General features: G+C 52.0%; 22 protein-coding genes and 1 tRNA gene. 7 read left to right on the forward strand and 16 right to left on the reverse strand.

Features of this window, described 5'->3' with window-relative positions:
• Positions 1-102 precede the first annotated feature (102 nt).
• The 4 genes from EXY20_RS23735 to EXY20_RS23750 all read right to left on the reverse strand — a co-directional run bounded on the left by EXY20_RS23735 (position 103) and on the right by EXY20_RS23750 (position 1733).
• Positions 103-193: transfer RNA gene (locus EXY20_RS23735), tRNA-Ser, on the reverse strand.
• 107 nt (positions 194-300) lie between these two features.
• Entirely contained in the window at positions 301-528 is a 228-nt protein-coding gene (locus EXY20_RS23740) for a DUF951 domain-containing protein (RefSeq protein WP_135554606.1), read from the reverse strand.
• A 27-nt stretch (positions 529-555) separates the two neighbouring features.
• Positions 556-1437, reverse strand: a complete 882-nt coding sequence (locus tag EXY20_RS23745; RefSeq protein ID WP_135554607.1) for a mechanosensitive ion channel family protein — start codon at positions 1435-1437, stop codon at positions 556-558.
• A 44-nt stretch (positions 1438-1481) separates the two neighbouring features.
• Positions 1482-1733 (reverse strand): DUF3343 domain-containing protein, encoded by a 252-nt coding sequence (locus tag EXY20_RS23750; RefSeq protein WP_135554608.1) that lies wholly within the window; start codon positions 1731-1733, stop codon positions 1482-1484.
• A 187-nt stretch (positions 1734-1920) separates the two neighbouring features.
• Between EXY20_RS23750 and yyaC the strand changes: the two genes are divergently transcribed.
• The gene (gene yyaC, locus EXY20_RS23755; RefSeq protein ID WP_135554609.1) at positions 1921-2547 is read left to right on the forward strand and encodes a spore protease YyaC; all 627 of its coding nucleotides are present in this window, start codon (positions 1921-1923) and stop codon (positions 2545-2547) included.
• Here yyaC and EXY20_RS23760 read toward each other — a convergent pair.
• The 12 genes from EXY20_RS23760 to rpmH form a co-directional block, all read right to left on the reverse strand.
• The gene (locus EXY20_RS23760) at positions 2507-3022 is read right to left on the reverse strand and encodes a DUF4446 family protein (RefSeq protein ID WP_135554610.1); all 516 of its coding nucleotides are present in this window, start codon (positions 3020-3022) and stop codon (positions 2507-2509) included. The two genes, yyaC and EXY20_RS23760, sit on opposite strands and share 41 nt — an antisense overlap.
• 9 nt (positions 3023-3031) lie before the next feature.
• Complete coding sequence (locus tag EXY20_RS23765; protein WP_135554611.1) at positions 3032-4204, reverse strand: aminotransferase class V-fold PLP-dependent enzyme; 1173 nt, start codon at positions 4202-4204, stop codon at positions 3032-3034.
• Between the two features lie 117 nt (positions 4205-4321).
• On the reverse strand, positions 4322-5182 hold the full coding sequence (locus tag EXY20_RS23770) for a ParB/RepB/Spo0J family partition protein (protein ID WP_135554612.1): 861 nt from the start codon (positions 5180-5182) through the stop codon (positions 4322-4324).
• The gene (locus tag EXY20_RS23775; protein WP_135554637.1) at positions 5163-5936 is read right to left on the reverse strand and encodes a ParA family protein; all 774 of its coding nucleotides are present in this window, start codon (positions 5934-5936) and stop codon (positions 5163-5165) included. The genes EXY20_RS23770 and EXY20_RS23775 overlap by 20 nt, the downstream gene beginning before the upstream one ends.
• 133 nt (positions 5937-6069) lie before the next feature.
• Entirely contained in the window at positions 6070-6897 is an 828-nt protein-coding gene (gene noc / locus EXY20_RS23780; RefSeq protein ID WP_135554613.1) for a nucleoid occlusion protein, read from the reverse strand.
• 441 nt (positions 6898-7338) lie between these two features.
• The gene (rsmG, locus tag EXY20_RS23785; RefSeq protein WP_135554614.1) at positions 7339-8079 is read right to left on the reverse strand and encodes a 16S rRNA (guanine(527)-N(7))-methyltransferase RsmG; all 741 of its coding nucleotides are present in this window, start codon (positions 8077-8079) and stop codon (positions 7339-7341) included.
• Between the two features lie 5 nt (positions 8080-8084).
• Complete coding sequence (gene mnmG / locus EXY20_RS23790; protein WP_135554615.1) at positions 8085-9974, reverse strand: tRNA uridine-5-carboxymethylaminomethyl(34) synthesis enzyme MnmG; 1890 nt, start codon at positions 9972-9974, stop codon at positions 8085-8087.
• A gap of 118 nt (positions 9975-10092) precedes the next feature.
• Positions 10093-11463 (reverse strand): tRNA uridine-5-carboxymethylaminomethyl(34) synthesis GTPase MnmE, encoded by a 1371-nt coding sequence (gene mnmE / locus EXY20_RS23795; RefSeq protein ID WP_135554616.1) that lies wholly within the window; start codon positions 11461-11463, stop codon positions 10093-10095.
• Between the two features lie 47 nt (positions 11464-11510).
• Complete coding sequence (gene jag / locus EXY20_RS23800) at positions 11511-12137, reverse strand: RNA-binding cell elongation regulator Jag/EloR (protein ID WP_135554617.1); 627 nt, start codon at positions 12135-12137, stop codon at positions 11511-11513.
• 15 nt (positions 12138-12152) lie between these two features.
• Positions 12153-12881 carry a YidC/Oxa1 family membrane protein insertase gene (locus tag EXY20_RS23805; protein WP_135554618.1) on the reverse strand — a complete coding sequence of 243 codons (729 nt, stop codon included), beginning with the start codon at positions 12879-12881 and terminating at the stop codon, positions 12153-12155.
• 94 nt (positions 12882-12975) lie between these two features.
• The gene (gene rnpA, locus EXY20_RS23810) at positions 12976-13344 is read right to left on the reverse strand and encodes a ribonuclease P protein component (RefSeq protein WP_135554619.1); all 369 of its coding nucleotides are present in this window, start codon (positions 13342-13344) and stop codon (positions 12976-12978) included.
• Positions 13345-13590: 246 nt separating this feature from the next.
• Positions 13591-13725, reverse strand: a complete 135-nt coding sequence (gene rpmH / locus EXY20_RS23815; RefSeq protein WP_135554620.1) for a 50S ribosomal protein L34 — start codon at positions 13723-13725, stop codon at positions 13591-13593.
• Positions 13726-14385: 660 nt separating this feature from the next.
• Here rpmH and dnaA point away from each other — a divergent pair.
• From dnaA to gyrB, 6 genes are all read left to right on the forward strand, one after another.
• Entirely contained in the window at positions 14386-15738 is a 1353-nt protein-coding gene (dnaA, locus tag EXY20_RS23820; protein WP_135554621.1) for a chromosomal replication initiator protein DnaA, read from the forward strand.
• 202 nt (positions 15739-15940) lie between these two features.
• Positions 15941-17083, forward strand: coding sequence for a DNA polymerase III subunit beta (dnaN, locus tag EXY20_RS23825; RefSeq protein WP_135554622.1), 1143 nt, complete (start codon positions 15941-15943; stop codon positions 17081-17083).
• A gap of 14 nt (positions 17084-17097) precedes the next feature.
• Complete coding sequence (gene yaaA / locus EXY20_RS23830) at positions 17098-17313, forward strand: S4 domain-containing protein YaaA (RefSeq protein WP_135554623.1); 216 nt, start codon at positions 17098-17100, stop codon at positions 17311-17313.
• Complete coding sequence (recF, locus tag EXY20_RS23835; RefSeq protein WP_135554624.1) at positions 17313-18428, forward strand: DNA replication/repair protein RecF; 1116 nt, start codon at positions 17313-17315, stop codon at positions 18426-18428. Before yaaA ends, recF begins: the two co-directional genes overlap by 1 nt.
• Before the next feature lie 49 nt (positions 18429-18477).
• Positions 18478-18726: an extracellular matrix regulator RemB gene (gene remB, locus EXY20_RS23840; protein WP_135554625.1), complete on the forward strand. Its 249-nt coding sequence runs from the start codon at positions 18478-18480 to the stop codon at positions 18724-18726.
• Between the two features lie 35 nt (positions 18727-18761).
• Positions 18762-20672, forward strand: coding sequence for a DNA topoisomerase (ATP-hydrolyzing) subunit B (gene gyrB, locus EXY20_RS23845; protein WP_135554626.1), 1911 nt, complete (start codon positions 18762-18764; stop codon positions 20670-20672).
• The last annotated feature ends 149 nt before the right edge of the window (positions 20673-20821 follow it).

Here is a 20821-nt window from a genome sequence, read left to right on the forward strand (position 1 = left end):
CTTTTTATGCCGAATCAGGAAGTTCCACTCCGAAGCTTATACTTTCTGATTCTGTAAACAAAAAAGCGGCTCCCGATGGGAACCGCTTGTCGTTTGTATAAGTGGCGGAGAGGGTGGGATTCGAACCCACGCACGCTTTGACACGCCTAGCTGATTTCGAGTCAGCCCCCTTGGGCCTCTTGGGTACCTCTCCTTGATCCTGGCCCGGTCAGCCTTGAGCCGACAAAAACTATAATACCATACCCCATGGGACCAGCGCAATAACTTGGCCAAAAATTTTTTACCCGTTATCGCAGCCTGTTAAGGTTCGTAAATCTTCTTTTCCGTTGCGGCATCCGGGTTGGAACGAAGCACCTTCTTCAGCTTGCTCTCGAACTTCGCCCGCGGCACCAGCACACTGTGCTTGCAGCCGACGCAGCGAATCCGGATATCCATTCCCATCCGGATGATTTCCATTTCATTCGTTCCGCATGGGTGCGGCTTCTTCATCATGACGATATCGCCCAATTGAAATTGTTTGCGTTCCATGCTTCGTGCTCCCCCTCTCCCCTCGCGCTAAGCCGGCGCCTTTCTGATGCCGTGCGCGTCAAGCGCTTGTTTGATTTCCGCGTTCAGCATACGCGCTACCATGGCGTCCGTATTCGGCTCGCATTCTGCCTCCACCCGAATCGAAATATCGGCCGCTGCCATCGTTTGCACGCCCAACACCTTCGGTTCGGCTACCAGGTGGGGAATGCGGGTATCGGAGCCTTTGAGCGTTTCGTTGATAATGCCGACGACCCGTTCCGCATCTTCCTTGTATGGCACCAGTATATCGATCAAGGCTGTCGCATTATGAACGGAAAAGTTGGTCACCTGTCCGATCGAGCCGTTCGGAATAATATACTCTTCTCCGAGGGCACTGCGGATGCGGGTGACGCGCAATCCGATCTGCTCGACCGTTCCCTTCTGCGCCCCGATCTGGATCACGTCTCCGACGGCAAATTGATCTTCGAAGATGATGAAAAATCCGGTAATCACATCTTTGACCAAACTTTGCGCCCCGAAACCGATAGCCAGTCCAAGCACGCCGGCACCAGCGAGCAACGGTCCCAAATTGAATCCCATCTGGCTCAGCACCAGCAGCAGCGTAATAAAATTGACCGTCCACGAGACCACATTGCCGACAAGCCGGCTGATCGTTTTCGAACGCCGCTGATCGATCTTGAGCAGATTGCGCTCGCGTTCCCTTGACATATGGTCGATGGCCTTGTTCGACAACTTGATTACCAGGCGGCCGACAACCCAGATGACGATGATTTTAATGACAACCGTAATGATACTGCTCCATAACTCCGGATCGGTGACGTAATTCTCCACTTTCGTCCAATACCCGATTCCCGCCTGCACTTGTTCCGATTCCATCAAACTGTCGGCCAGTGTTGCCGTAAGGTGCATGGCAGGCTCACCTTCCCTTCTTTTCCGGCTGCTCGTTAGTTTCGTTATCCTTCGTACGGCACGTACTTGCCCTCTTGGCGAACGAAGATGCCGCGCAATTCCACACGTTCGTTCGATACGATTTGTTTCACGAGTTCAAGCGTTTCTTCGGGAAAACCGATCGAAAGCGCGCACCCGGCTGTAATTTCTTTGGGAGTCGGGCACAAGTCAATGTCAATATCCGCGTACTCCAGCAGCATTTCCGCCCGCAGCGCCTGCTGCGTCGAATCGAATGCCAGCAGCCAATTCCCTGTCATGGCAAGCCCCTTTGCAACCGACACCCGACATTTTTTTCGAAAATAGGTGACGGGAATTAACACCCAGGATGTATAAAATTTCGGGTTGGTTCATATACTAGTAAAAAACAATCTATCGATACATTTTGATACATTGCTAGCCGTCGATAGGGTTGTTTCATCCTAAGCTCGGGTTGGGGGAATTTCGATGAAACTGTCTTTTGGCTTGCAAGCTGCTGAGGCTACACCCTTCAAGATTCGCCATAATGATTCGAATGCCGTTTATCTGCTGTCCAGGCAACTGCAATCCATCTTCCTCGAAATTCCCGACCATCGCCCCATCGTGTTCGTGTGCATCGGCACCGATCGTTCGACAGGCGACGCGCTTGGGCCGCTAGTCGGTTCGAAACTGAAAAAATATACGTATTCCGATATTTTCGTTTCGGGCACGCTGGACGAACCGGTTCATGCCGTAAACCTCGGCGATTCGCTTCGCGATGTGCAGCGGGACTATTTTAATCCCTATATTGTCGGCGTCGATGCTTGTCTGGGTCAACTGACGAGCGTCGGCAGCGTCCAACTCGGGCTTGGCCCGCTGAAGCCAGGAGCCGGCGTGAACAAGGAACTCCCTCCCGTTGGGGACATTCACTTGACCGGTATCGTGAATGTGGGCGGCTTCATGGAATATTTCGTGCTGCAGAATACCCGGCTCAGTCTGGTCATGAATATGGCCGATATGATGGCCAAATCGATTTATGCCGCCTTAATCAATGCGAAACGAATTGCCGTATTCGCTAAACCGTCGTCTTCGCCTGTGCCGCGGTTTGATCAATGACCTTTCGTTCTTCGGGAGACAATGCATAGGACGACTGTCCTTGCTCAACCGGTTTGGCGTAAATATACGTCTCTTCCCTGCTATGGATTCCCGTTAGTACGATGCCGTTCTGTTCCTCATCCAGAATGGCGATCGAAAAGCTCATATCGCTTCCATGCTGCGAGAACGCATTGTATCGTTCAATGCCGATTCTCGCTTTCATTTTTTTCATCGTTTTGCGAATCTCTTCGAGCCTACTGTTGTTGACATAAGCTTGTTCCTTCAAGTTCGTTACATTCGCTTGCATGGCGATCAGCATCTCTTCCACATTCCCTTGCGCTCCCGCCATCATCCGTTTATAACGCCCGCGCATGCGCGCCAACAGAATGAATAATACGATGACAGCGATCGCCATAACAGCGATAACAAGAATGACGATCGCAAACACACTTTCCATCTCCATGCCGAACACAAGTTCCGACGTTCCCTGATCCATCTTTTTCGTTCACCCTTGCGTCTGGTATTGATCTGCGATTTGTTGGATGGCTTGGATAAAGACGTCGATATCCGCCGAGGTTGTATAATAACCAATGCTCGCCCGCACGGCGCCCGTTTCCAGCGTCCCTGCCGTTTGGTGCGCCAGCGGCGTACAGTGGAAGCCTGCGCGTACGGCGATACGAAACGATTGATCGAGAATGAAGGCAAGCTCCGATGCATCGATGCCATTCATAAGGAAGGAAATCAATCCGGTTCTAGGTTTCCCTAACGGCGGACCCAGTACTTGCACCCCTGCAATTCCCTGCAGCCCCTCATGCAGCTTCGCAATCATTTCCCTTTCCTTACGTTCGATAGCTTCCACCGTTTCCGCCAAAATGAATTTGACCCCCGCGCCCAGCCCTGCAATTCCGGGTGTGTTCAACGTCCCCGACTCATAACGATCCGGCCGAATCGTCGGTTGATCCACGGCTTCCGACTGACTGCCGGTGCCTCCGTGCAGCAGCGGTTCCACTTCAAGATCGGGGGCAATATACAGCCCGCCTGTTCCTTGCGGCCCGAGCAAGCCTTTATGCCCGGGAAACGCCAACATATCGATGCCCATTTCCCCCACATGGATCGGCACCGTTCCCGCCGTCTGCGCAGCGTCGACAAGCAACTTGCATGCTGAGCTTGCGCGGCGGCATATGGCCGCAATATCACGAATTGGCGCAATCGTTCCGAGCAGGTTCGATCCGTGGTTGCACACAACCAGCCTGGTGTTCGATTTGAGTTGAGCTTTCAGGTCCTCCAGATCGACGTTTCCATACGCATCTGTTTTGGCATAAGTCAATTCCACGCCGCGGGTTCGTTTGACATATTCCAACGGCCGGCGAACGGAATTATGCTCTACGCCTGTGCAAATGACATGGTCGCCGCTTTTGACGAACCCTTTGATTGCCGTATTCAACGCCGCCGTTGTGCTGGCCTGAAACGAAATATCGTTGGGGTTCGCTATACCGAAAAGCTTGGCCAACCGCATTCTCGTTTCCATAATGACGCGTCCCGATTTAACCGCCATTCGATGGCTGCCACGCCCCGGGTTTGCCGCGTACTCCTGCATGCATGCGCTCATCGCTTCCGTTACTTCCGGAGGCTTGGGCCACGATGTTGCCGCATGATCGAAATAATAGATGCGCTCCACCTTGTCCTCTCCCCTTTCCACTCGCCTTCCGTATCGTTCAGGCGAAAACAAAGCATGCCGGCTGTTTGCTCGAAACAACCGGCATGCTTATTGTTCCCTGCAAACAATTCGTTCGGTTCACGATATTTTTCCTTGCAGCAATTCAAGCAGCCGTTCCAAATCATCCTTGGAATAATACGCCAACTCTATCTTGCCCCGATTGTTGCCGTGTTTGATTTTGACGGTTGTGTGATAATGATTGCGCAGCGTTTCTTCTATCTGCACAATGTACGGATCTGATTTTTTCTTCGTTTTTTGTTTGCCCGCGATCGGCTTTCCGCCGCTTTCTTCGGCTTTCTTAATCGCCTCTTCCAAATCGCGTACGCTCCACTGCGATTGGATCGTTTGATCGGCCAACTCTTTCTTCAGCTTGTCGCTTTTGACACCCACAATCGCCCGGGCATGTCCCATCGAAATTGTTCCACGTGAAACATGGTGTTTGATTTCTTCCGGCAGCTGCAGCAGTCGGAGAAAATTTGCGATGTGAGAGCGGCTTTTCCCGACTTTAACCGAAAGTTCCTCTTGTGTCAAAGAAAATGAATCCATCAACGATTGATATGCCACGGCAAGCTCCATCGCATTCAAATCTTCCCGTTGAATGTTTTCAATCAGCGCAATTTCCATTACTTGACGATCGGAAAATTTCCGCACAACTGCTGGAATTGTAGCCAAACCTGCTTCTTGCGAGGCGCGAAACCGGCGTTCACCGGCAATAATCTCAAAACCTTTCAAAACGCTTCTTACAATAATCGGTTGAATAACGCCATGTTCTTTTATCGATGCGGCAAGCTCGTGAATGCTCTCTTCATGAAACGACTTGCGGGGCTGATACGGATTCGCCCGCAATTGTGCAAGAGGGATTTCCACAACCTTGTCGTCTTCGTTAATGTTCAGCGATGGAATCAGGGCATCAAGACCTCTACCTAGCCGCTTGCTCATAACTGATCACTTCCTTCGCAAGTTCCATATACACTTCGGCACCTTTCGATTTCGGATCGTAGGTGATGATCGATTGGCCATGGCTTGGCGCTTCGCTCAGACGAACGTTACGAGGGATAATCGTCTGGTAAACTTTCTGCTGAAAATATTTCTTCACTTCTTCTATTACTTGGATGCCCAAATTCGTTCTTGCATCGAACATCGTAAGCAAAACACCTTCGATTTGCAATGAAGTGTTTAGATGCTTTTGCACCAGCCGCACCGTATTCAACAACTGGCTAAGCCCTTCCAATGCATAATACTCGCATTGAATCGGAATAATCACGGAATCCGCTGCAGTCAATGAATTGACGGTAAGAATGCCCAATGATGGCGGACAGTCAATCAAAATATAATCAAACATATGCTTAACCAGGTGCAACGACTTTTTCAATCGGACTTCCCGCGAAATAGTAGGAACAAGCTCAATCTCCGCACCAGCCAATTGAATCGTCGCCGGAATAATTTTCAGATTGGGCAAATTCGTATCCATGATCGCATCTTTCGGGTGAATATCATTGATAATAACATCGTAAATACAGTATACGACATCCGCTTTATTAATGCCGATTCCGCTCGTCGTATTTCCTTGTGGATCAATATCGACCAGCAAGACACGCTTGCCCAATTGCGATAAAGATGCACCTAAATTTACGGATGTTGTTGTCTTGCCGACACCGCCTTTTTGATTCGTTACTGCAATAATTTTGGTCACCGAATTCACCTCAGTAAAAAATGAAAATCCCTCTGACGGCAATACCGTCCAACAAAAAATGTTGCGGGCAGTCCCCAGTTGTCCCAAGGAACTGCCCTTATGCCTGATTGACGATGTATTCAACCTGGTCGTATTATTGCGCCGATTTGTTCTTGGGGATCGTAATAATGATTTCATATCGATCGGCATGATCAACTTCATTCGTGCTTACTTGCATCCCGGTGTTGGTAATCATTTCGACGGACTGCCGTATTGTGTTCAAAGCCAATCGCACATCTTTCGTAAACGAAAGCCGCTTCGAGCGTTTCAGTTTCGCGGCTTCCAAGTAGTAGCGAATGCGCGTCTCGGTTTGTTTGACGTTCAGTTCTTTGGCGATGATTTCTTCCAGCACTTTCGTTTGCAGTTCCTCACTATCAAGAGAAAGCAAAGCTCTTGCGTGACGTTCCGTGATCGACCGCTCCATCAACGCCAGACGCACATTTTCGCCCAGCTGCAGCAGTCGAATCTTATTTGCAATCGTCGATTGGCTTTTGCCCAGCCGCTGTGCCAAGCTCTCCTGTGTTAGCTGATGCAATTCCATCAATTGTTGATAGGCCGCGGCTTCTTCAATAGCAGTAAGTCCTTCTCGTTGCAAATTTTCTATTAAAGCGATTGAAGCTGCCTGCGAGTCGTTGATTTCCCGAACGATTCCCGGGATCGTTTCATAGCCCAACTTCTTAGTGGCACGCCAACGCCGTTCGCCGGCAATGATTTCATACCGATCATCACGCATACGCACAATGATCGGTTGAATGACCCCATGCGTTTTGATCGTTTGGCACAACTCATCGATTCGGTCTTCATCGAATATCGTACGAGGCTGATAAGGACTCGGAACGATTTCGGATACCGGAATTTGCTTCACTTCATCATTGTTGATTCGTTCGGAAAAGCCAAATATGCGCGAAATTTGTTCCTTCATACGCCTTTATCCACCCTAAATGACAATGTTCTTGCTGTAAGTAAGAAACGAAAAAACTCAATCGAAGCATCTCAAATGAGCGACCGCTATCCTATCCCACAAAGTGACGGGGAACTTTGGAGCAAAATTTGTCCGCATCAAGTTGAACTCGATCGTTGCTACTTCTTCCGCTGTACGTGGGCCGAACATCGCGAATGGCTCCTCCGTAAAGAATTGAAGTTTTTAGCCCGGCGGAGACTTCGGCAGTGGTCCGTAACCTCTATCGTCAATTAGAATTCAACTATTCCGTAAAGCATGGCTCCGTTCCAGACATATCTTCCGATAGTCACTAAAACGAATAAAACGCCGTTCTTACTCTTATTAAAATTCTCCATATGCGTTCCATATTCCTGCACAACTTGCCTGTCGAACGAACTATTTTGTTCCACGTGAAACAAACGTTCAAAATGATTTCACTTTCACTTCAAGCGGTTCTTTCAGCGGAAGCCCGGCTTTTCGAGGGTAACGAGCAGGAGTGCTGCCCGTTTTGCGAATGACGATCAAATGGCGCTCCCCCTCATCCATAGGCAGTTGCAGCGGTACAACCTTCGTCAGTTCCGCACGCAGCTCTCGCAAACTGAAGGCAGCCGCGTCAATCTCCTGTGACGGATCGGCGCCTTTCATGGCAACAAACATGCCGTCCTTCTTCGCGAACGGCAAGCACAACTCATTCAACACTTGCAGCTTCGCAACCGCTCTCGCGGTAACGAGATCGAAATTGTCGCGCAGTTGCGGCAGTCGGGCAGCGTCCTCCGCCCTTCCGTGCACACACGTCACGCCATGCAAGCCCAGCTCTTGAACGATATGCTGCAGAAAACCGATTCTCTTCTTCAAAGAATCAACGATGGTCAGTTGCAAATGCGGAAACATAATCTTGAGGGGAATGCCGGGAAAGCCGGCGCCTGATCCAATGTCGGCAACCGAATAAATCGGGTAGAAAGACATGAAAAAAGAAACCGAAAGGGAGTCATAAAAGTGTTTGATGTACACCTGCTCCCTTTCCGTAATCCCTGTTAAATTCATTTTCTCATTCCAGGCAACAAGCTCCCGGTAATAAGTTTCAAATTGAGCAAGTTGTTGCGTCTCGATAGCAAGCGAATGTTGGGACAATAACTTGGCGAATGATTCGTGAACCTTGTCCATCTCCATTATCCTCGAGCCGCAACAGCTTTATTGTAGTGCTCCAAATAAACAAGCAAGATGGAGATGTCAGCCGGATTCACGCCCGATACGCGCGACGCTTGCCCGATCGAGATCGGGCGGACGTTTGCCAGTCTCGTCTTTGCTTCATTGGCAATGCCGTGAATGGCATTGTAATCGATATCCGCCGGAATTTTTTTCTGCTCCATCTTCTTCAACCGTTCCACTTGGAGCAGTTGCTTTTCGATATAGCCCTGATACTTGATCTGAATTTCCACTTGCTCTTTCATCTCGTCCGTCAGTCCAAATGGAGATGGCGACATCTGTTCGATGTGGCGATAGTCGAGCTCCGGTCTGCGGAGCAACGACAAGGCTTCGACGGCGTTGTTCAATTCGACCGTACCCGCATCCTTCAGCAACTGCTGGATCCATGGCTCCGGACGCACCTTAACCGTCTGCAAACGTTCAATCTCCTGCTCAACGAGCGATTTCTTCGTCAAAAACCGCTCATAACGTTCGTCGGAAATCAATCCGATTTCGTAACCGATTGGCGTCAATCGCAAGTCGGCATTGTCATGGCGAAGAAGCAACCGATATTCGGCACGGGACGTCAGCAAACGATACGGTTCGCTCGTCCCTTTCGTCACCAGATCGTCGATCAACACCCCGATATATCCTTGCGAACGGTCCAAAATGACAGGCTCTTTGCCCAGCACTTTGCGTGCTGCATTAATACCGGCCATGATGCCCTGCCCCGCCGCTTCCTCGTATCCCGAGGTGCCATTGATTTGACCGGCGGTGAACAGCCCCGGCAACCGTTTCGTTTCGAGCGTCGGCCACAGTTGTGTCGGCACCACGGCGTCGTACTCGATGGCATAACCGGTGCGCATCATTTCTACCTTTTCCAGACCGGTAACCGATCGCAGGATCGACAGTTGCACGTCCTCCGGCATACTCGTCGACAAGCCCTGGACGTAATACTCCGACGTATTGCGCCCTTCCGGCTCCAGAAAAATTTGATGCTTCGGCTTGTCGCTGAAGCGAACGATTTTATCTTCAATCGACGGGCAATAACGCGGTCCCGTGCCTTCGATCGCCCCCGAAAACATTGGCGCCCGATGCAGGTTGTCTTGAATAATTTGATGCGTCTCCCCTGTCGTGTACGTCAGCCAACAAGGAATTTGATTCGGTACTTCCTCCGTTGTTTCGTAAGAGAAAAACTTCGGTTTTTCGTCGCCCGGTTGGATTTCCGTTTTGCTGAAATCAATCGAATCCTTATGCACGCGCGGAGGCGTCCCGGTTTTGAATCGCACCAGTTCAAACCCCAATTCTTTCAAATGGCTCGAAAGTTTGACCGAAGGCTGCTGGTTGTTCGGACCGCTTTCGTACATCAGTTCGCCGATAATAACTTTACCGCGCAAATACGTACCGGTCGTAAGCACAATCGCTTTCCCCAAATACCTGGCGCCCGTCTTCGTTATCACGCCGCGGCATACGCCGTCCTCCACAATCAATTCCTCCGCCATCCCCTGGCGCAAGGTAAGCTTCGGCTGGCGTTCGATCGTTTCCTTCATCGTATGTTGATAAAGAAATTTGTCCGCCTGCGCACGCAGCGCATGAACGGCCGGACCTTTGCCCGTATTCAGCATCCGCAATTGAATGTAGGTTTTGTCGATGTTGCGTCCCATCTCGCCGCCAAGCGCATCGATTTCCCGAACGACATGCCCTTTGGCAGGGCCGCCAATCGACGGGTTGCACGGCATGAACGCCACCATATCCAGATTGATCGTCAGCAGCAGCGTTTCGCAGCCCATCCGTGCAGCGGCAAGCGCTGCCTCACACCCGGCATGGCCGGCGCCGATCACGATCACATCGTATTCTCCCGCAACGTAACTCATCACTTTCCCTCCTTTAACGTTAATTCAAAAAAGCCGGCTTTATAAAAAATCAATTAGAGGCAGTTCATAAGTCGTTTTTAAACCACAAACTTTGCCTGCCAAACCTTCCGCTCCTTCATCATTTACCGAGACAAAACTGGGAAAAAATCTGGTCCAACAGTGAATCCGGAGCCGAATCGCCGATCACTTCGCCCAACTTCTCCCATGCTGTCCGAATATCAATCTGAATCATGTCGATCGGCGTAAATAACTCAGCCGCTTGCACCGCTTCCTCCAGCGAAGCGAGCGCCGCTTTCAATAGCTGAATATGCCTTACATTGCTGACGTAAGTGAAATCCGCCGCTTCCAGACTGCCGCTGAAAAATAAATCCGCTATCGCTTTCTCAAGCGATTCTAGCCCGTTCTCCGTAAGCGCCGACAATTCAACCACCTGTGCAGCGGATGCCAACTCCCGCACCTCGGCAAGATCGAGCTCCTGGGTCAGGTCCGACTTGTTGACGATCACAATCAACTGTCGCTCGCGAAGCCGCTCCAGCAGTTCCTTCTCTTCCGGCAGCATCGCCCGACTTCCATCCAACACCAACAAAACAAGATCCGCTTCCGCCAACGCCGCTTTGGACCGCTCCACGCCGATCCGTTCGACAACATCCGACGTTTCCCGAATCCCGGCTGTGTCGAGCAATTTCAACGGAATACCCGCAATCGTGACATATTCTTCAATCACATCGCGCGTCGTTCCCGGAATATCCGTCACAATCGCCCGGTTCATCTGGGCAAGCGTGTTAAGCAGCGACGACTTGCCGACATTCGGACTGCCGACGATCGCCGTCTCGATCCCTTCCCGAATCAGCTTTCCTTGGTTAGCCGCCTTCAACAATCCTCCGACTTCCAGGATCGCCGCGGCGCATTTATCTTTAATAAAGGCATTCGTCAATGACTCGACGTCATGCTCCGGATAGTCGATATTTACTTCGATATGCGCCATCAACTCGATCAACGCAAACCGAATTCGCCCAATTTTCTTCGATAAGGTTCCTTCCACTTGCTTGAGTGCAATCGAAAACGCCTTGTCCGATTTGGCCCGGATCAAGTCGATGACCGCTTCCGCCTGCGCAAGATCAATTCTCCCGTTCAGAAACGCCCGCTTCGTAAATTCGCCGGGTTCGGCCAATCGCACTTCGTGCGACAACAACGCATCAAGCGTCTTCTTCACCGACACCATACCGCCATGGCACCCAATTTCCACGACATCTTCCATCGTAAAAGACCGCGGCGCCCGCATAACGGTCACCAGTACTTCATCAATCCGTTCCCCGCTCGAAGCATCGCGAATATGGCCATAATGTACGGTATGGGAAGGTACGTCGACCAGCTTCGATTTGGACGCGAAAATACGATCCGCTGCCGTTATCGCCTCCGGACCGCTGACGCGGATCACCGAAATGCCACCCTCGCCCATTGGTGTCGATATCGCAGCAATCGTATCCATGATCTACCTCGCAATCAAACTGCTATCATTCAGTCCTGCAGCTTAGTTTAACCTTGCGACCGCATTGCAATGACAACGCGGCGGTTCGGTTCGTCGCCCTTGCTGAACGTGCGCACTACCGCATGATTCTGCAAATAGGAGTGAATGATCTTCCGCTCCTGCGGCGACATCGGCTCCAGGATGACTTCCTTCTTGTACTTGATGACACGGCCCGCCAAGCGATCGGCGAGCTGCTCGAGCGTCCTTCTTCTGCGCACGCGGAACTGCTCCGCATCGATGACGATGCGCGTCGGCGTGTCCCGATGACGATTCGCCACAATATTGACCAAATATTGCAGCGAATCGAGCGTTTGCCCTCTTCGTCCAATGAGAATCCCCAGGTCTTGACCGGTCAAATTGAGCAACACGCCGTCCTGATCCTGCTCCCGTCCAATCGCCACTTGCAGCGCCATCGTCTGAAACACTTCCCCCAGGAATTGTTCCGCAATGTCTACCGCATCCATCTTGAGCTCCAGTTCGACTTTGGCTTCCTTGACCCCAATCAGGCCGAATAAGCCTTTCGCCGGCTGCTCAAGCACTTGGATCGTTACTCGATCTTCCGTCACATTCAATTGCGCCAGTCCGTTTTTTATCGCTTCCTCAATCGATTTCGCCGTAACCACGATTTTTTTCATTGGATATGGCCACCCCTACTTTTTAGATGGACGACGATAGAGAAGATAGGATTGAACAACGGTAAACGTATTCGTGTATACCCAATAAAGCGGCAATGCCGAGGCAAAGTTAAGCGACATAAAGAAAATCATAATCGGGAAAATGAACATGAGCGCTTTCATCTGCGGATTCATCTGCGTCGCCATGACCTTCTGCTGCAAGTACGTGGTCAGCGCGGCAACGACCGGCAAAATATACAAATGATCGGGCTCGCCCAGCTTAAGCCACAAGAACGCGTGCTCCTTGATCGTTTCGTTCCGCATAATGGCCTGGTACAACGCGATCAGAATCGGCATCTGCACGATCAGCGGGAAACAGCCGGCAAGAGGATTGACACCGTGCTGTTGAAACAGCTTCATCGTTTCTTCCTGCTGCTTCTTGACGTCGTCCTTGTACTTCTCTTTCATCTTCTTCAGTTCCGGCTGCAGCAGTTGCATTTGCTTCGAGCTGCGATACTGCTTCAGCGTAAGCGGCAAAATCAGGAACCGAACAATCAGCGTCAGCAGCAAAATGGCGAGGCCATATTGATCGAACAAAATCTCGGCGAACCAATCGAGCAAGTCGGACAGCGGCCCGACGCAATACGTGACCCAGAATCCGTGACGCTCCCCCGCCGGCGGAAGCTCGCTCATCACCGAAGAGCACCCGGACAAGAACAGAACAAGCAGAAGCAGCGGCCCAAAGCGAAGCAAGCGACGACTCAAAATTCATATCCTCCTTAAATTCCAGCCCAAAATATGCATGCAGATATACATCTTAAAATATATCACAACTTCCAAGACAAAGAAACCAAACCGGTCAACTTTTGACCTCGGCCCGAATCGGCCGTTTCGACAGCAACGATGCCCGTTTCATCACATGCAGCACACATTTCTCCAGCTCCTGATAAGTCAGATCGACAGCCGGCTTGCGCGCGATCAAAATCAGGTCGATGCCGCCAGGCAACGAGTCGCCATGGTGCCGGACGATTTCCTTGAGCAGCCGGCGGATCCGGTTGCGGACTACGGCGTTGCCGAGTTTCTTGCTGACGGACACGCCCAGCCGGAATTGCGTCTGCTGCGGCCGCGGCAGTGTGTACAGCACCAATTGCATGTTCGCAACCGATTTGCCGTACCGGTATACTTTATTGAAATCTTCTCTTCTGGCCAAACGGTTTTCCTTTTGCACCGCCAACGCTCCATCGCATGACATGCTAATCTCCAGCGTTCACATTTCACTGGCTTTTAAAACCTGCCCGTACTCCCCCGCGCCAATGAATCTGCCTTCCCACGGAAAAGAAAAAAAACCACTCGCAAGTGGTTTCGTCCGGAAATATAAGAACGGTTCGCGATCTTACATTCTACGAAGAAACGGCGCCGTCCCTAAAAACGGCCAAGCCGTTTCGACGATCCAGCGGCTGGCCGTTTCCTGCGATTAAGCGGACAGTACTTTTCTGCCCTTCTGGCGGCGGGCTTTCAACACCTTGCGACCGTTCTTCGTGCTCATTCTGGCGCGGAAGCCATGCACCTTCTTATGTTTTCTTACATTTGGTTTGTACGTCGGACCCATCTCTTTGCACCTCCCTGCGGATTACACCGAAAAATACCTTTGTATATTGAATCATTTTCAAGCGCAAAAGTCAAGGCAAACCCGCGTGCCGCAAAATTTCGGACAGGGCTGTGGATGCACAAATCGGCAAAATCGCTCCTCGAATCCGAATGTAAACAAATTATGAACAATATCTAGTGTTGTGCACAGGATCTGTACACAAGCAGTTGAAATTGTGGATAGAATCAATAATTCAATTGAAATGACAGACCCGTTTTGATATATTTATAGTGTTTTCGTTTGTGGATAGATTCCTCAAACCACCGAGTTATCAACAATTTGTGGGTATCTTTGTTAACAAAATCCTCATTTCTGTTTAACTCCTCCACTTATTTTCTGATTAATGTGAATAACCAGCCCGTTTTCATCACTTTTGCACACCGAACAACGTTCTTGGCTTCTGCTACGGAAGCGTTATAGTGAGGGTTCAAAAAGACGGCTTTTCAGCACCGAGAAGGTTGCGAGAACCTGAAGAAGGAGTAGCGGAGTTTAGGCGATACCTAAATGAGCAACGGACTTCGAGGGTGAACGCAAGATTCGATGCCGAATACGCTTCCTGGTTAAGCATCGTGATCAAAAGCCGACTTTTTGAACTACCTCTTATAGAAGGAGTGACCGTTTGTGGAGAGCCACGTGGAACAACTGTGGCAGCGTGTTCTTGCTGCCATTGAGAAGAAACTCAGCCGTCCCAGCTACGATACCTGGATGAAACCGACCAAAGCAATCGTTTTCAATGAACACCAACTCGTGCTCGCAGCCCCCAATGACTTTACCCAGGAATGGCTCGAGGGTAAATATTTGGATTTTATAGCAACAACTGTTTACGAATGCCTCGATCGTGAAGTGGAAGTAAAGGTCATCATCCGGGATCCTGCAGCGGCTGCAGCGGCCGAAACCGCCAAGAAACCGCCGGCCCCGGTTCCGAAACCGCTTGAAGATCCGATCGTCAGCGTCATGAATCCAAAATACACTTTCGACACGTTCGTCATCGGCGCCGGAAACCGCTTTGCCCATGCGGCCTCGCTGGCGGTAGCCGAAGCGCCGGCCAAGGCATACAATCCGCTATTTCTGTACGGCGGCGTCGGGCTTGGCAAGACGCACCTCATGCATGCGATCGGCCATTTCGTTCAGGAGCAGAATCCGAGCGCCCGTGTGCTGTACATTTCGTCCGAGAAATTTACGAACGAATTCATCAACGCGATCCGCGACAACCGCGGCGAAAGCTTCCGCAACAAGTACCGCAATATCGACGTGCTGCTGATCGACGACATTCAGTTCCTCGCCGGCAAAGACGGGACGCAGGAAGAATTTTTCCATACCTTCAACGCCTTGCACGAAGAAGGCAAACAAATCATCATTTCCAGCGACCGGCCTCCCAAAGAAATTCCTACCCTGGAGGAACGGCTGCGCTCGCGGTTCGAATGGGGACTGATCACCGACATTCAGCCGCCCGATCTGGAAACGCGCATCGCCATTCTCCGCAAGAAAGCAAAGGCCGAAAATCTCGACATTCCGAACGAAGCGATGGTCTACATAGCCAACCAGATCGATACGAACATTCGCGAGCTGGAAGGCGCGCTGATCCGCGTTGTCGCCTATTCCTCGCTCATCAACGAAGACGTATCGGCCCATCTCGCTTCGGAAGCGCTCAAGGACATCATTCCGTCAAGCCGGCCGCGCGTCATCACGATTCAGGATATTCAACAGAAAGTCGGCGAGTTTTACGGGCTGCGGCTCGAGGACTTCAAAGCGCGCAAGCGGACCAAGGCAGTCGCCTTCCCCCGCCAGGTGGCGATGTTCCTTTCCCGGGAAATGACCGACTTCTCGCTTCCCAAGATCGGCGAAGCGTTCGGCGGCCGTGACCATACGACCGTGATCCACGCGCACGACAAAATTACGAACTCGCTCAAGAGCGACCAGGAGCTGTCCAAGATCATCCGCAACATCATGGAGAAAATCAAAACCCCACAATAGACAAGGCAGCCTATGCACACTTTATACACATGTGGATAGGCTTGCTCTTTTGCGGGTTTCGTCCACATATCCACATATTCAGCGCGCCTACTATTACTACTGTTTAAAAAAACCTATAATATACCGTATGCGGCAACCCGGACAATCAGAACCAACTTCAACCCGCAAACGGCAACAATGAAGGGCAACGGGAGTGAATCCGATGAAATTTACGATATTGAAAGACGCATTCAACGAAGCGATTCAGCACGTCTCGAAAGCGATCTCCAGCCGGGCGACGATTCCGATTCTCAGCGGCATCAAGTTCGATGCGACGGAGAAAGGACTGACTTTAACCGCTAGCGATACGGAAGTCACGATTCAATCGTTTGTTCCGGCCGAACGGGCGGAAATTCAAACGATGCAGCTCCAGCGGGCGGGAAGCGCCGTACTTCCGGCCAAATTTTTGTCCGAAATGGTGCGCAAGCTCCCATCGAACGAAGTGGAGATCGAAACGTCAGGCTCCTTCCAGGCAACGATCCGCTCCGGAACGTCGGAAATTCAGATGGTCGGTCTCGATCCGGAGGAATACCCGATGTTGCCCGTCGTCGATGAGAACAGCCGCATCTCCATTGCCAGCGATCTGCTCAAAACGATGATTCGCCAAACGTCGTTTGCCGTCAGCACGAGCGAAACGACCCCTGTTTTGACCGGCGTGTTGTGGAACTTTACCGGGCAGAAGATAAAGCTGGTCGGCTGTGACCGCCACCGGCTCGCGTCGCGCGACATCGACATGCAGCTGGCGGAAGACCAGCGGCTGCCCAACGCCGTCATTTCCGGCAAAACGCTCGGCGAATTGAACAAAATCCTTCCCGACGAAAACATGCTCGTCGATGTCATTGTTTCTGACAACCAAGTTCTGTTTCGATTGGAAAATATTTTATTTTACACACGTGTCCTCGACGGAACGTACCCGGACACGGCGAAGCTTATTCCGGAATCGCACTCGACCGAGCTGGTCATCGCCGCGAAAATGCTTGCCGACGCGATCGACCGCGCCTACTTGTTGTCCCGCGAGGACAAGTCGAATATCGTGAAAATGATCATGAAAGAGAACGGCACCGTAGAAATTTCGTCTACTTCGTCCGAGCTCGGCAAAGTGACGGAGACGCTGCCGACCACCGAATTGAACGGCGATCTGCTGCGCATTTCGTTCAACTCCAAATATATGCTCGACGCGCTTAAAGTATTCGAGTGCGACTACATCCGGTTCGGCTTTACGGGCGCGATGAGCCCGATCATTATTCGGCCGGAAGACGGCACCAGCTTGCTGCAGCTCATTCTTCCTTACCGCACGACAGGCTAAGGAGCGTCGATACGTTGAAAACCATTTCCATCCAAACGGAGTACATTGCGCTCGGTCAATTCCTGAAGCTGGCGGATTGCATTGCGACCGGCGGACAGGCCAAATCGTTCCTGCAGGAGACGGAAATTACCGTCAACGGCGCGCCTGAGAACCGCCGCGGCCGCAAGCTGTATGCAGGCGATCTCGTCCGAGTCGCCGGCTGTGGCGATTTTCGCGTGGAGCGGAACTGATGTTCGTACACAAGCTGCACTTGACCAATTTCCGTAACTACGGGCAGCAAGAGCTCACCACCGCGGGCATGGTGAACTTGTTCCTCGGACCGAACGCGCAGGGCAAAACGAATTTGCTCGAATCGATTTTCGTGCTGGCGCTGACCAAGTCGCATCGCACCCATCAGGACAAGGAACTGATCGGCTGGAACGGCGATCAAGCCCAGCTGTACGGAGAAGTGACGAAGAAATACGGGGAATGCAAGCTTCAGCTGACGATTTCGCCGCAAGGCAAGAAGGCCAGGCTGAACGGGCTCGAGCAGCGCAAGCTGAGCGGCTTCATCGGCGCGCTTAATGTGGTCATGTTCGCGCCCGAGGATTTGGAAATCGTCAAAGGTTCGCCGGGCATGCGCAGGCGGTTTCTCGACATGGAGATCGGCCAGGTGAATCCCGGCTATTTGTACGATGTGGCGCAGTACCAGAAAGTGCTCGCGCAGCGGAACAATTTCCTCAAGCAGCCTTCGGCCAACTCGGCTTCGAACGCGCCGATGCTGGAAGTGTGGAACGAACAACTCGCCGGCTTCGGTGTTAAAATCATGCGAAAGCGTCAAAGCTTTATCCATAAGCTGCAAAATTGGGCGTCGCACATCCATGCCGGCATCACGAACGGAAGCGAACAGGTAGTCATCGATTACGACCCTTCCTTCGCCGTCGACGAAACGGATGAGGAATCTGTTATATTCGACCGATTTATGGTAAAGTTATCACAGAACAAAGATCAGGAGCTGCGCCGGGGCACGACGCTCGTCGGACCGCACCGGGACGATATGCGGTTCACGATCAACGGCCGGGAAGTGCAAACCTATGGCTCGCAAGGCCAGCAGCGCACGACGGCGCTGTCGCTGAAGCTGGCCGAATTGGAACTGATTCGCGAAGAGGTAGGCGAATACCCGGTGCTTCTGCTCGACGATGTGCTCTCCGAGCTCGATCAGTACCGCCAAACCCAGCTGATCGAGACGTTTCAGGATAAAGTGCAGACATTCATTACGTCCACGGGGATGGAGAATGTCAATGCAAGCCGGCTGCGCAACGCGGCCATCTTTCATGTCAGCGACGGTGCCGTCCGTTCCGATTGAGCGGATGGGGCTAACGATTGGAATCGAGACGGAGACAGGGGATGAGAGTATGTTTATCCATGTAGGCGGGGAAAAGATCATTCGTGCGGCGGAGCTGGTCGCCATCTTCGACATTTCCATCGAGAACCATTCAAAAATATCCAAACAATTCATCGCCCATATGGCCAAAGAGAAGAAGGTCGAGGTCATCGGCGAAGAAGAAAGCAAATCGCTCGTCGTAACGGTGGGCAAGCTGATCTATTCGCCGATCTCGTCCTCGACGCTCAAGAAAAGGGCCAACCAGCTGATGGTGAATTAGTATCGTTTTCATTATGAAAAGTGGGTGAACTCGCAATGTCAGTCAATTCGAATACGTACGACGAAAGTCAGATACAGGTGCTTGAAGGATTGGAAGCGGTCCGCAAGCGGCCGGGGATGTACATCGGTTCGACGAGCGGCCGCGGGCTTCACCATCTCGTCTGGGAAGTTGTGGACAACAGCATTGACGAAGCGCTGGCCGGCTTCTGCACGCGCGTTGATATCATCGTGCACAAGGACAACAGCGTTACCGTAATCGACAACGGCCGCGGCATTCCGGTCGGGGAGAACGCCAAGCTGAAGAAATCGACGCTCGAAGTTGTGCTGACGGTGCTTCACGCCGGCGGCAAGTTCGGCGGCGAAGGCTACAAGGTGTCCGGCGGCTTGCACGGCGTCGGCGTTTCCGTCGTCAATGCGCTGTCCGAGAAGCTGATTGCCGAAGTGCGCCGGGAAGGCAAAGTGTTCCAGATGGAGTTCCACCGCGGCGTGCCGCAGTACGAACTTCGCGTAGTCGGCGAGTCCGAGGAGACGGGAACGATCATTACGTTCAAGCCGGACGAACAAATTTTCACCGAAACGACGGAATACGATTTCGATATTTTGCAATCGCGCCTGCGCGAGTTGGCGTTCCTGAACAAGGGCATCGAAATTACGCTGCTCGACGAGCGCACCGACCTGTCGGCCACTTATATTTACGAGGGCGGCATCGTCTCCTTCGTCGAATATTTGAACCGCAACCGGGAAGCGCTTCATGAAACGCCAATCTACGTGGAAGCGACGAGGGAGAACATCTCCGTCGAAATCGCGCTGCAATATAACGACAGCTACACCGACAATATTTATTCGTTTGCGAACAATATCAACACGCATGAAGGCGGCACCCACGAATCCGGTTTCAAAAGCGCGCTCACGCGCATTCTGAACGAATATGCGCGCAAGTCGGGGGCCATCAAGGAGAACGACGCCAATTTGTCCGGCGACGACGTGCGCGAAGGGCTGACCGCCATCATTTCGGTCAAAATTCCGGAACCGCAATTCGAAGGACAGACGAAGACGAAGCTCGGCAACAGCGAGGTGCGCGGGATTGTCGAATCGTTGTTCGCCGAGAAGCTGCAGGAGTTTCTCGACGAGCATCCCGCCGTCTCCAAGAAGATCATGGAGAAGGGCATCCAGGCAGCCCGTGCCCGCGAAGCGGCGCGCAAGGCGAGAGAACTGACGCGGCGCAAGAGTGCGCTCGACGTCGGTTCACTGCCGGGCAAGCTGGCCGATTGCTCCTCCAAGGACGCTTCGATCAGCGAAATTTACATTGTCGAAGGCGACTCCGCAGGCGGATCGGCCAAACAGGGCCGCGATCGCCATTTCCAGGCGATTTTGCCGCTGCGGGGGAAAATATTGAACGTCGAGAAGTCGCGGCTGGACAAAATTTTGGCCAACACGGAAATTCGGGCGATCATTACGGCGCTCGGCACCGGGATTGGCGACGACTTCGACATTGCGCGGGCGCGTTATCACAAGATCGTGATCATGACGGACGCCGACGTCGATGGAGCGCATATTCGCACGCTGCTGCTGACGTTCTTCTACCGCTACATGCGCAAGCTGATCGAGAGCGGGTTCGTCTATATCGCTCAGCCGCCGCTGTTCAAGCTCGAGCGCAACAAAGTCGTCCGTTACGCCTATAACGAGCGCCAGCGTGACGAGTACATGCAGGAGTTCGGCGAGGGAGCCAAAGTGAACATCCAGCGGTACAAAGGACTTGGCGAAATGAACGCGGCGCAGCTGTGGGACACGACGATGGATCCGGCGGTACGCACGTTCCTGCAGGTCAGCATTCAGGATGCGATCGAGGCGGACCTGGTGTTCGACACGCTGATGGGCGACAACGTCGAGCCGCGGCGCGATTTCATCCAACAACACGCCAAATATGTGAAAAATCTTGATGTATAGTTTCTGCCGCAGCTTCGATTCACGAACATGAGAAAGAAACGAAGAACCCGAACGTTAGGAATTCAGGCGCTCGCGGTTCTTTTTTTCCTCTTCGGGATTGGATATGTTTACCGCCGCAGGAAATGACGGGGAAGCAAGCCGGGTTGAAC

It is taken from the genome of Paenibacillus cymbidii (assembly GCF_004764705.1).
In the GTDB taxonomy this organism is placed as follows: Bacteria; Bacillota; Bacilli; order Paenibacillales; family NBRC-103111; genus Paenibacillus_AN; species Paenibacillus_AN cymbidii.